Origin of the sequence: Acinetobacter sp. YH12049 (genome assembly GCF_013419875.1) — a bacterium.
Classification (GTDB): domain Bacteria; phylum Pseudomonadota; class Gammaproteobacteria; order Pseudomonadales; family Moraxellaceae; genus Acinetobacter; species Acinetobacter amyesii.
This window is the reverse complement of the sequence record NZ_VOZH01000021.1, coordinates 58,097-70,020: the sequence shown is the minus strand read 5'-3', so window position 1 is coordinate 70,020 and position 11,924 is coordinate 58,097. Positions and strand designations below refer to the sequence as shown.

Sequence of the window (11,924 nt, the reverse complement as noted above, 5' to 3'; positions counted from 1 at the left end):
AGAGGAATTGCCACAAGATACGATAAGCTAAAACGTAACTATCAAAGCGCTGTTGCTTTAGCTTGTATATTTATATGGTTGCCTCTTTAGCTCAATTTATCGGCTGTAAATGTCAACACACCCTAATCGAATGGCATTAATTTTTAGGATATGACAGGGCTTTTTATTCAACACATTATAGGTGTGATACGACTTCCCTGTTTTGATGGAATGCACATCCACCCATGCACCCAAAATCTCCACACGATCCCCTGATTTTAAACGGCGAATACGATTTGTAACGTCTTCGGATTGAGCAATCACACTGACATTTTGCAATTCAGACTTGAGCTGTTCAACTTGTGTCGAGGGTACATTTTTCGCTTGTACGCTAAAACAGCGGTTCTGCTGCGACCATTCAAGATGATATTTTAAAGACTGGAAATCATTTGCGCCTGAACTCAGTAGCAGATCAATATTGCTGACATAGGCCAAGTCTTGAAAGCCACCCACCACGGTCGGTGCTGCCGGATGTAAAGTACGACTACTCGCACTGTAGTAGCGTTTATCCAACAGCAAATATTCACCGGAAAATGCCTGAGTCGGTGTGACCTGAAAATTTTTCAGCACACCAGTTTGCTCTAAATGTGGAATGGCACGAAAATATTCAGACCATATCCACAGCATGAGCGCAAAAACGGCTGCAGTCGCTAAGAGTTTTTCCATGTGGATATTCTGTCCTTATTACTTTTCGACGGTTCTGAGCCTGAATCAAGCGAGCTTAAATATGCTCAAAATCAATTCGGATGGTTTCAAAACGCACTCGCCCTTCAGCAATGGCTTGAGCAATCGCTTGTTGCCCTTTGGTCAAACGTGCCCCACCACTTTTAATATCAATCAGCACCACTTCAATGTCTTCAGCGAGTCCATCACCATCACGAAAATCAGTGTAACCATCAAAAACCACATAATCGATCGGGTCACCGAGAAACTTTGCATCGCTAGGTAAATACTGAAATTCAGGCATGATCGGCGCCATTTGTTCAGCCATTTTGCCTTTTAAAACAGCACGACTGGTATTTACACTGCGTTTTTGTGCATGGGCCAATGCCTGCTGATGTTCCAATTCTAGTTCTGCAATATATTGCTCGTATTCTGCCTTAATCCTTCCATTGCGACTGCCACTTAATATTAAGGTGGTCAGTACAATCCCAATACACGCGCCAATGAGCATGGCCATCCAGACAGACATTTAAAATTCCTAATCTTTTTAATATATTACAGCGAAACGTATAGAAAAAACTTAGACTTTGGTTCTTTGTCATATTCCCCGCATTAAACAATGATATGCTAGGGATGAGCAGAATAAAATCTATTTAGGTCGATGAAAACGATATTAATTGCCAATCAAAAAGGTGGTTGTGGCAAAACCATCACAGCAATCAGTTTAGCCTCTGCACTTGCGCAAAAAGGTTATAAAGTGGCCTTGGCAGATGCTGACAATCAAAAGTCTGCACGTCAATGGCTCAAACAGCGCCCAGAGACTGCCGCCCCAATTCAGAGCCTAGATTGGCGTCATGAAAAGTCGATTGGTGATGTACCAAAAGGGATTGAATATCTAATTATCGATGCACCGGGTGCGTTATCGGGTGAACATGCAGATCAGTTGGTCAGTGAAGCCCATGCCATCATTACCCCGCTACAACCATCTTTCTTTGACATCGACTCGACCCGTCGTTTTTTAAAGCATTTGCAAGAAATTAAACGGATTCGTAAAGGTAAAGTCCAAATCTTATTGCTTGCCAATCGTGTAAAACACAATTCTGCTCATTCCAAAGAAATTCAAGATTTTTTCAATAAAGTTGAACAACAGCCCGTTGCTTGGATTTCTGAACGTACCGCTTATGGTCAACTTGCCATGCAAGGTCTTTCAGTTTTTGACAAAACGCAAAAATTGTACCTCGGTATGCAACAACAATGGCAACCTGTGCTCAATGCCATTATTGAAGACGAAGCCGAGTGGTTTTAACCCATCATTCCACATTTCGCTGATATAAAGGCCAATCTTGCAAGGATCTAGCCTGAAAGATATTCACCATAAGTTAACAAGCTCTCGTTTTCGGGAGCTTTTTTTTCGGTTAAGATTGAACACAACATGATGAAAAAATCAGAGCACGCATTGCCAACGTTCGCACCTACATTACAAAAAGTCTTATTGTTCGGATTATTTTTTATCCTGATTTTTTTGAGCTTTAGCGTACTCAAATACTTTATTGTGCCCGTCGTTTGGGCTGCGATTATTGCTTATATGACATGGCCGCTGTATCAATCAGTACATCGTTTTTGTGGCAATCGTGCAAATCTAAGTGCGGCGCTGATGATCTTACTGGTGGTACTCGTGGTGGGTCTGCCGGTGATTTTTGCAATCTTCTTGTTACAACATGAAGGCCGTAACTTGTATTTTGAATTACAAAAGCAAGTTTTCTCTGGTCATGTCAATGTGCCTGATTTTATTCGCCAACTGCCGTTTATTGGTAAAGAAGTCAGTCGTACCCTGCATGAACTGAACAATGACCCGAACAGTATTATTCAATCGGTACAAATTTGGATTCAGGGGCATTTGAACTACGGTAAAGTTCTGGTCGGCGAAGTCAGTAAAAATATCTTTAAGCTGTGTTTTGCCGTGATGTCTTTATTTTTCTTCTATCGTGATGGTCAAACCATTTTAAGTCAGGTCAGTAAAGCCCTCGAAATGGTGATCGGGCCACGTATTCATCATTATCTTGCCACTATTTCGGATACTACACGTGCCGTAGTGTATGGCATCGGTCTTACCGCCATTGCCCAAGCTTTACTTGCCGGTGTTAGCTATTTTGTCGCCGATGTGCCTAACCCAATGTTATTAACCATCATTACCTTCATGTTGGCACTGATTCCTTTTGGCCCACCGATTTCATATACCGCTGTATCGTTGTGGTTATTTTCACAAGGTCAAACCATTGAAGCCATTGGCGTCATGGCTTGGGGTGTTTGTGTGGTGAGTACAGCCGATAACGTGATTCGTCCTTTAGTGATTTCAGGGGCAACGCAGATTCCATTCTTATTAATCATGTTTGGTGTTTTGGGTGGGATCGCCAGTTTCGGTCTTGTTGGTTTATTTATCGGGCCAGTGATCTTGGCTGTATTGTTAGCCATTTGGCGTGAATGGTTGCATGAAACCCAAATTGAAGCCGTCATGATGCCCAAAGCAACGTTGGCACATAACTTAGACAATATAGATGATAAGCCTGAACAACCTTAATTCAGGCTTGAATTCATTAAACAAATATTACAATCAAATACTTAAATTATCTGTCATCCTGTATTCGCATCTGTTTCAATGGTTGAGACTCCATAAAAACAGACAGGATGCCAAACATGTCTTCACTATTTAAATTCGGTGCGCTTGCTGCGGTCAGTGCCCTGATGTTTACAGGCTGTGCGAGTACCTCGACTTCAACAGGTCTGAATGCAAAAACCGTGACGGTCAATGCCGTGACTGCTCAAGGTATTGGTCAAAGCATCGGTCAAATTAACTTGGTTGATAGCCCTGCTGGCTTGGTTATTCATACCAATTTAACCCAGCTTCCTCCGGGTCCACACGGTTTCCATATTCATGAAAAAGGTTCTTGTGCCCCAGCTGAAAAAGATGGAAAAGTGGGTGCTGCACTCGCTGCGGGTGGTCACTTTAACCCTAAAGCTGCACCTCACCACGGTACACCGTTAACCGGTCACATGGGTGACTTACCGATCCTTCAAGTTCAAACGGATGGCACAGCAAAAGTGAATTTAATTGCACCACGCTTGAAATTGGCGGATGTACAAGGCTTAGCCATCATGGTCCATGCCGGTGGTGATAATTACTCTGACGACCCTAAACCTCTAGGCGGTGGCGGTGACCGTATTGCCTGTGGTGTGATTCAATAATCAACTTTGCATATAGATTTGAACAAGCGGACTTTAAGTCCGCTTTTCTCTTACCTAAAATAAGCAGTTTATTGAAAAAATTCAGTCTACTTTCCAAAATATCCTCAGCATGTCATTGTCCACAAAAACACACTACCGAAATAGATATTGCTCAAACGCTAATTATGAAAAGCCGAAACTCAATAATGGCTTTAGCATATATTGAATTAAACCAAGCCCATCACTCAGAATTAATTTATTAAAATACATCAACTTAAGGATTTTATCTGTTTAATAAATATTAGGTTTGGCCCATTATTTCAGGTACACTCAAGGCTTAAATGACTTTGAATGTAAACTGTACATGAATATCAAGACCTTACGTATTGTGGGCCTATTAGAAGGCATTTCATTTCTATTATTATTGTTTATTGCTATGCCCATGAAATACCTGATGGACAATCCAATTTTGGTGAAATACGTCGGCATGGGTCATGGTGTGCTCTTTATTGCATTCTTGGCGGTGCTGTTTGTGGTCTGTGAAAAACAAAAATGGTCCCTTAGTGTGTTTTTAATGGGCCTGATTGCTTCTATTTTGCCTTTTGGTCCTTTTATTTTTGATCGTAAATTAAAGCAGTCTGAACAACTTACTACACAAAATTAATCGTACAATTTAAAAAGCCCAACCACTTGATCAAACACATTGTCGGGCTTTTTTTATCGCTGATTTATGGGTAGATAATAGCGAACTACCGTTTAGCCTACTTTTAAAACTCACCCCTAGCTTTACGCTGCTGCATAATCTTTTTAACAAAAAACCGTGGGAAACTAAACCACAGTAAAATTAAGCCAACGCCGGTCAAGCTATACGCCCATAAGCCAAAGCCTTCATACAGCACCCGCACCAACTCGATCACCGCGAAGAATGAAATCATCATTAAAACTGAAACGGCTGCTGCCACAGTGCCCTTCGATACCTCAGATGACATCAAGGCAAAACGGTATAATACGGAGAAACTAATGCCTTCACCAAAACTGACCAAAGTCATTCCTATAATCAGTAACGTTAAAAAATAAGTCGGTGTGAACATGCCAAGCACTACCAAGCCTGTTCCCAACAGCATCAACGGTAAACCAATCATGACCGATTGACCTAAAGGCAATTTGTCGATAATTTTAATCAACACCAAGTTCCCAATAATCAAACCGCCCAATACGGGGAATTGTGCCAAACCATATTGCATGCTACTGAGCCCTAATTCCTCCACCAAGATCACTGGTGACAGTGCAATCCAGAGCATCAATGGCATTGCCACCATCGGCAGTCCAAAAGTCAGGGCCAAAAAGCGTTTATTTTTCAATACCTGTTTAAAGTCATCAAAAATATAACCAATCGGCTGTTTCGGAATACTGATCTGCTGCGTCGGCATTTTGGCTTTTAAACCAAACCCACTCAGAAAGGACAGAAAAGCAATGCCAATAAAACCCCAATGCCATGACACATGATCAATCATAAAGGCACCAAGTACTGGCCCCATCAAGGGTGCAAGTAAGGAAATATTGGCCATCAATGCCATGACTTTAATGGCGTCACGCTCTTCAAAAGTTTCCTGAATGGCGGCATAGCCCACAGCAGAAATTACGGATAATCCAAAGCCTTGTAAAAAGCGCAGGGTTAAAAAGCTTTCAATAGTGTCGGTCAGTAAAATCGCCAAACAACACAGTGTGAAAAAAGCCACACCACCGAGCAGTACGACTTTACGGCCGAGGCGGTCAGACAAAGGCCCTAAAATAGCCGCGACACACGCGCCACCAAGTAAATAAAACGACATGGAAGAAGGTGCCCACGCACTACTCACCCCAAATTCTTGGGTAATGGCAAGCATAGCTGGCTGGACTAAATCGTTACCGATATAGACTGAAAATTCAAATAACACCAATGCCAAAGGAAACATCAACGTGGCACGGCTTAACTTTGCAGTATGTACGTTTTGCATTGTTATCTACATATAAAAATGTGTCGGAATCAGGCATAGTCTATATTCGTGGAAAGACGCGTCAGCTCAATGACAAACACTGTAAAATATTAAAATATAAAATTTGGAGAGTGCAGGAAATTTGCAAGGTTTGCGCCGTATTCACAAGACGCCAATAAGAAATTCATCAGAACTTAAACAGCAGATCGTACGTACCGAGTAAGTTCATCTAGTTTAGCAGCGTTTTCTCTAACTGTATGTGTATTTTTTGGCTTTATTCAGCATCAGGTGTTTTGGCTAGTGCACACAGAAAACGATTCTGCTTCAAATCCACGATGTGGGTGTTCAAGCACACCTTTTTTCAGTTGGGTTGGTTTCAGAAACCTAATCCCTAAATGGTCGAACAATAAAAAAGGCGACACGGTATTGCCCAATTCATAATGGGAAAAATACGGAGGTGACAGGGGCAAAATCCCCCACGGGTGAACCTGAGTCATTGACGTGGATGAAAATTAAGATACACGGAAACTCATTCGCAACTGTCCGAGTCAGGACACACTTCAACATGTAACGTTTCTGCGACCTACTCAATAGAAGAAGGTATTTGACGAGTTTTGCGGTAAGGAGGTTGCTCCGCAAGTTGGTTTCCTTACGAAGCACACTTCTCATTTTACCGAAACAAAAGTAGATACCAGCTCCAATCATCGAATTTTAAATGAAAGGACCTCGCCATACTGAATATTTTATAAAAAATTTAGACCGTATCTTTTTACAGTTTAAGGACACTTCGTCGCTTGGAAAGTCTTGGTATTTTTACCACGTTGGCACTGATATTCCTTCTGCGTATTTACGCGATTCCACTCCCCATCCACAAATCTAAAACTATAAATGGTACGAATCGATTTCACTGAATCATCCATCAAACCCGTTTCAGTCACTTTCACCTGTCCTGCATTTGGTGATTCCACACGGTTAAAGTACTGACGAATTTCCACAGTCGACAGCTCTTTACTCAAATCGGGACGTTCTTTTAACACCTGATCGAGTGGTGTAGCAGAAGAACCCACTTTAGACACAATTTTCTGCGTTGTCGCACAACCCGCTAACATCCCCACACACAATGCAGAAACAACCATTAAACGATTCATAAGCCCAACTCAAAATTATGATTTACCACATTATCATGCAGATTTTTTACAGAAAACACTATTTAAGCAATTTGACATCCTCACCTCCCTTAAACGGAGGTGATTCCTACAGCTAGACGCTTATGCCCAAGCGCAAGAATGTTCTTTGCAGCATTAATGTCCCGATCATTTAGACTGAGACATTTTTTATTACTGCACTGCCATTCTCTTATTCGCAAATCTATCCTACCTGTCGGACTACTTGCGGTGATCTCACCGCAGCACGAACAGATTTGGGAGGTGAAACTCTCATTGACTTCCTCAAACAATACGCCTGCGTTCTCGCATTTATACTTGAGCATTGTTTTTAGTGCCGAAAATCCTGTGTCTAAAACAGATTTCGCCATTTTAGTTTTTACGAGTTTCTTAGCACTGAGATCACCAACAACAATCAATGCATTTTCCTTAACAAGCATGCTGCTTGCCTTATGCAAATGGTCTTTACGACTATTTGCAATTTTTGCATGTAATGCACGTACACGCTTCTTGTTGTTTGCTCGTTGAGCAATTCCTAGTTTCTGTTCATATTTTCGATAGAATTTAGGATTTGAAATCACGGTACCATCTGAACAGGTTGCAACGTCCTTTAAGCCTAGATCAATGCCTATGGCTTTGGTGGCTGTCGGTTTTTCTTGTTTCAGTGAATCCACTACAAGGCACACATACCAACGCCCACGACTATCTTCAACAAATGAGCCTGTTTTAATACAGTATTTACTTAAGCCATAGCTATCCCATAGCTTAAATTGTTGTTTGCCATATTGAACATATCCATCAGCGTATTTGATCGCTACTTTCTTAAACGGTATCCATCCAAGTGATCTTCTTGCTGATTTCTTATTGCTGACACGCCATTTAAGCTTGGCTTTTTTAAACTGCTTTCTTCGGGTAACGAGTTCAGCAGAAATCGCCTGAATGGTTTGGCTGTGTAATCCACACTCTTTAGATGCGCCTTTGGTGTACTTATCAATGTCATAGGATGAAAGAAATTCACCCTTTCTCTTTAAATGTTTAAACCCTAAATCATTCACATAATTCCAAACAAAGTTCACCTCAGATGCCAATTGGTCTAGCACCTTGCAATGTTTGTCTTTTATGCGTAATTTAAGTGTTTTCATGCTTTATATTTTAATTGGTCTATCATGGTAAATCAAGAAATAAGATCAGGTCGCCACTGTGTTTTTAATATGCACGTTCACTTGGTATTTGTGACTAAATATAGAAAAGACGTTTTTACAAAATCAATGCTTGATTCAATGAAAAGGATGTTTAAAAAAGTCTGTTTGGACTTTGAAGCTGAATTAACCGAATTTAATGGCGAAGACGATCACGTTCACTTATTAATCAATTATCCACCCAAAGTTGCTGTTTCAAATTTAGTGAATAGCTTAAAGGGTGTTTCAAGTCGCCACTTAAGGAAAGAATTTCCTGAAATTAAAAGCAAATTATGGGGTGGCTCTTTATGGTCGCCAAGTTACTTTGCTTCAAGTTGTGGTGGTGCGCCATTGGAGATTATTAAGCAATATATTAAACAACAATCATCACATTAACACCTAACGGTGGTCGCTTATATCCCCAACATGAACGATGGGGGGGCTTTTCGCTCCATTTGGTAAATCAACATGACAAAATAGATGTATATTAAGCTGTTTAAAAAATCGGAGTTAAAATAAGGCATAAAAAAACGCATCCGAAGATGCGTTCTAGTACGTCTTTAAAAATTAAAGATCGAATAATTTACCCGGGTTCATAATCGCATTTGGATCGAATACTTTTTTCAAAGCTTTCATATATTCGATTTCTTCTGCTGAACGGGTGTAGTCAAGGTAAGGCTTTTTGGTCATGCCTACACCGTGTTCTGCCGAAATTGAACCGTCATATTTTTTCACAGTTTCAAATACATATTTGTTCACGACTTGGCATTTTGCAAAGAATTCATCTTTAGACAAATCCGCAGGTTTCAAAATATTTAAGTGCAAGTTACCGTCACCAATATGACCGAACCAGCAAATTTCAAAGTCTGGGTAGTTCTCTGCCACAATTGCATCAATTTCTTTAATAAATGCAGGTACATGCGTAATCAGTACTGAAATATCATTTTTGTATGGGGTAAATGGTGCAATCGACTCTGAAATGTCTTCACGTAAACGCCATAAGCTATGTACTTGGTCTAGGCTTTGGCTCATCACGCCATCCAGTACCCAACCTTGTTCCATGCAATGTTCAAAGATTTCCATTGCCGCGTCCATAATCGGTTCAAATGGTGCTTCAAACTCAAGTAATACATAGAACGGACATGGCGTTTCAAACGGACGTTGAACATGACCATTGTCCAATACTTTTTGCATTGCAAGTTCACCAAAGAACTCAAATGCAGTCAGGTCGATTTTCTTTTGGAAAGCATGCAATACCGGCATGATTGCATCAAAATCAGGTACACCCAGAACCAATACTTGTAGATCGTGTGGTTGACGTTCGAGCTTAATTTCAGCTTCAGTTACTAAACCTAAAGTGCCTTCACCACCAATAAATAAGTGTTGTAGCGCATAACCTGTCGCGTTTTTGATCATGCCTTTGTTCAAACGCAGGATGTCACCTTTACCAGTCACTACAGTCATACCCAACACCCAGTTACGAGTCATACCGTATTTGATGACTTTAATACCACCGGCATTGGTCCCGATGTTGCCACCAATTTGTGACGAACCTGAAGATGCAAAATCTACTGGGTAGTACATGCCCTGTTCTTCAGCATAGTTTTGCAGTTGTTCAGTTACCACACCTGCTTGTACACGAACCATACGGTCAGCGGGGAAGAATTCCAAAATTTGGTTCATCTTGTCCATGCTCACCACGATTTCACCGTTGGCTGCTACCGCACCCGCAGATAAACCGGTACGACCGCCACTTGGGGTAATCGCTACATTAAATTGGTTTGCGAGTTTGACAATTTGTTGAACTTGTTCAGTGCTTGACGGGAAAACAACGACCGACGGGTTTGGATCGAAGTGCTTAGTATGGTCACGACCCCAATTTTGGAGACTATCCGCATCGGTTTTAATTCGGCTTTCGCCAACAATAGCGGTCAATTGGGTCAATAACTCTGGGGTTAAAGCGACTGGAGCATTCATCGTTTTCAGACCTTGCAAGAAGTAAACAAGTTTTTTTAAAGGTCCAGATCATCTTCAGTTAAAACTGCGGCAATGCATATTTTAAGAAGAAGCCTGAAACTGGGGGCATTCAATCAGTAGCGGAATCGTACTGATTAGCTTGAGTCGCATTATTATAAGCTATAACTGGCTTTTTTTGACAAAACCGATAGAAAAAGCTGTTTTTGCAATGTTTTGTTGAATATTACAAGGTTAATTCGACCATTTTCGACCTGTTCTGACACATCATTTGCCAAAATAGCAACGTCTTGGGTCATAAAGGAAATGTATATCGGCTAATTTCCTATGCTATTATATGCGCACTAAATTTGGCCTTTGTAGCGGAGCCGTAATGAGCCAACATCTTTCTCTACCTAAAGATAAAATTCGTTTCTTGTTGTTAGAAGGCGTTCACCAAAACGCAATCGACACTCTAAATGCTGCCGGATACACCAACATTGACTACCGTAAAACTGCGCTTGAGGGTGAAGCGTTGAAAGAAGCGGTTAAAGATGCTCACTTCATTGGTATTCGTTCACGTACTCAATTAACTGAAGAAGTTTTTGAAGCGGCGAACAAACTGATTGCTGTGGGTTGTTTCTGTATCGGTACAAACCAAGTGAACTTAAATGCTGCAATGATTCGCGGTATTCCAGTATTTAACGCACCATACTCAAATACGCGTTCAGTTGCTGAACTAGTACTTGCTGAAGCGATTCTATTACTTCGTGGTGTTCCTGCAAAATCTGCTTCAACTCACCGTGGTGGTTGGAACAAGTCTGCAGTTGGTTCATTTGAAACTCGTGGTAAAACTTTAGGTATTGTTGGTTACGGTTCGATTGGCTCGCAACTTTCTGTACTTGCTGAAAGTTTAGGTATGCACGTAATTTATTACGATGCCGTAACTAAACTTCCAATGGGTAATGCACGTCAAGTCGGTTCTATGGGTGAACTTCTTGCCAATGCAGACGTCGTATCTCTACACGTTCCAGACGTTCCATCAACTCGCAACTTCTTCGGCAAAGACCAATTTGCTCAAATGAAAGAAGGCGCAATCTTCCTCAATGCTGCACGTGGTACATGTGTCATCATTGAAGATCTTGCTGATGCAATCAAATCTGGTCATATTGCTGGTGCGGCTGTAGACGTATTCCCTAAAGAACCTAAAGCAAACGGTGAAGAATTCGTTTCTCCACTTCGTGGCCTAGACAACGTGATTTTAACCCCTCACGTTGGTGGTTCTACGATGGAAGCGCAAGCGAACATCGGTCTTGAAGTTGCTGAAAAATTCGTTGCTTACTCTGATAAAGGTATGACTTTATCTGCAGTGAACTTCCCAGAAATCGCGTTACCGTTGACTGAAGGCAAACACCGTTTACTTCATATCCACAAAAACGTGCCAGGCGTTCTTTCAAAAATCAACAACTTGTTTGCTGAACACGGTATCAACATCTCTGGTCAGTCATTAATGACTAAAGGCGATGTGGGCTATCTTGTGATGGACGTTGATGCAACTGCATCTAAAGAAGCTTTGGATACTCTTCACGAAGTGGAAGGTACCATCCGCGTTCGCGTATTGTTCTAAATTAATTAGACACTGAAGCCACAGCCTTCGGGCTGTGGTTTTTTTATTGTAGTAGACTTTTAAAATCTGGCTTTTGCCAATCTCCCGCTATTCGAGTCATCGA

At 41.2% G+C, this 11,924-nt stretch carries 12 protein-coding genes and 2 pseudogenes; 7 read left to right on the top strand and 7 right to left on the bottom strand.

All coding sequences use genetic code 11. The features are described 5' to 3' along the window. Window positions 1-90, top strand: a pseudogene (locus FTU05_RS10895) (IS5/IS1182 family transposase); the annotation flags it as partial. A 6-nt stretch (window positions 91-96) separates the two neighbouring features. On the opposite strand, the gene FTU05_RS10890 reads toward FTU05_RS10895, so the two are convergent. Next, entirely contained in the window at window positions 97-705 is a 609-nt protein-coding gene (locus tag FTU05_RS10890) for a hypothetical protein (protein ID WP_180165295.1), read from the bottom strand. Window positions 706-760: 55 nt separating this feature from the next. After that, entirely contained in the window at window positions 761-1,231 is a 471-nt protein-coding gene (locus FTU05_RS10885; protein ID WP_078192492.1) for a Holliday junction resolvase-like protein, read from the bottom strand. A 132-nt stretch (window positions 1,232-1,363) separates the two neighbouring features. Between FTU05_RS10885 and FTU05_RS10880 the strand changes: the two genes are divergently transcribed. From FTU05_RS10880 to FTU05_RS10865, 4 genes are all read left to right on the top strand, one after another. Further along, complete coding sequence (locus tag FTU05_RS10880) at window positions 1,364-2,008, top strand: ParA family protein (RefSeq protein WP_180039437.1); 645 nt, start codon at window positions 1,364-1,366, stop codon at window positions 2,006-2,008. A gap of 150 nt (window positions 2,009-2,158) precedes the next feature. After that, entirely contained in the window at window positions 2,159-3,280 is a 1,122-nt protein-coding gene (locus FTU05_RS10875) for an AI-2E family transporter (protein WP_180026123.1), read from the top strand. Between the two features lie 116 nt (window positions 3,281-3,396). Next, complete coding sequence (gene sodC, locus FTU05_RS10870) at window positions 3,397-3,945, top strand: superoxide dismutase family protein (protein WP_180003399.1); 549 nt, start codon at window positions 3,397-3,399, stop codon at window positions 3,943-3,945. A 343-nt stretch (window positions 3,946-4,288) separates the two neighbouring features. After that, window positions 4,289-4,588, top strand: a complete 300-nt coding sequence (locus tag FTU05_RS10865) for a DUF3817 domain-containing protein (protein ID WP_180039435.1) — start codon at window positions 4,289-4,291, stop codon at window positions 4,586-4,588. Window positions 4,589-4,691: 103 nt separating this feature from the next. Here the strand turns inward: FTU05_RS10865 and FTU05_RS10860 are convergent, their stop codons facing one another. From FTU05_RS10860 to FTU05_RS10850, 4 genes and pseudogenes are all read right to left on the bottom strand, one after another. After that, complete coding sequence (locus FTU05_RS10860; RefSeq protein ID WP_180039433.1) at window positions 4,692-5,921, bottom strand: MFS transporter; 1,230 nt, start codon at window positions 5,919-5,921, stop codon at window positions 4,692-4,694. A gap of 290 nt (window positions 5,922-6,211) precedes the next feature. After that, window positions 6,212-6,467: pseudogene (locus tag FTU05_RS17930) on the bottom strand (hypothetical protein); the annotation flags it as partial. Between the two features lie 209 nt (window positions 6,468-6,676). Then, window positions 6,677-7,048, bottom strand: a complete 372-nt coding sequence (locus tag FTU05_RS10855; RefSeq protein WP_180039431.1) for a hypothetical protein — start codon at window positions 7,046-7,048, stop codon at window positions 6,677-6,679. Window positions 7,049-7,137: 89 nt separating this feature from the next. Next, a complete protein-coding gene (locus FTU05_RS10850) occupies window positions 7,138-8,205 on the bottom strand; it encodes an RNA-guided endonuclease TnpB family protein (RefSeq protein WP_180039429.1) in 1,068 nt (355 codons plus the stop codon). 24 nt (window positions 8,206-8,229) lie between these two features. On the opposite strand from FTU05_RS10850, the gene tnpA reads away from it, so the two are divergent. Then, the gene (gene tnpA, locus FTU05_RS10845; RefSeq protein WP_180039427.1) at window positions 8,230-8,637 is read left to right on the top strand and encodes an IS200/IS605 family transposase; all 408 of its coding nucleotides are present in this window, start codon (window positions 8,230-8,232) and stop codon (window positions 8,635-8,637) included. A 171-nt stretch (window positions 8,638-8,808) separates the two neighbouring features. Here the strand turns inward: tnpA and FTU05_RS10840 are convergent, their stop codons facing one another. Next, on the bottom strand, window positions 8,809-10,218 hold the full coding sequence (locus FTU05_RS10840; protein ID WP_180039425.1) for an FAD-binding oxidoreductase: 1,410 nt from the start codon (window positions 10,216-10,218) through the stop codon (window positions 8,809-8,811). A 370-nt stretch (window positions 10,219-10,588) separates the two neighbouring features. On the opposite strand from FTU05_RS10840, the gene serA reads away from it, so the two are divergent. Further along, the gene (serA, locus tag FTU05_RS10835) at window positions 10,589-11,821 is read left to right on the top strand and encodes a phosphoglycerate dehydrogenase (protein WP_078192852.1); all 1,233 of its coding nucleotides are present in this window, start codon (window positions 10,589-10,591) and stop codon (window positions 11,819-11,821) included. The last annotated feature ends 103 nt before the right edge of the window (window positions 11,822-11,924 follow it).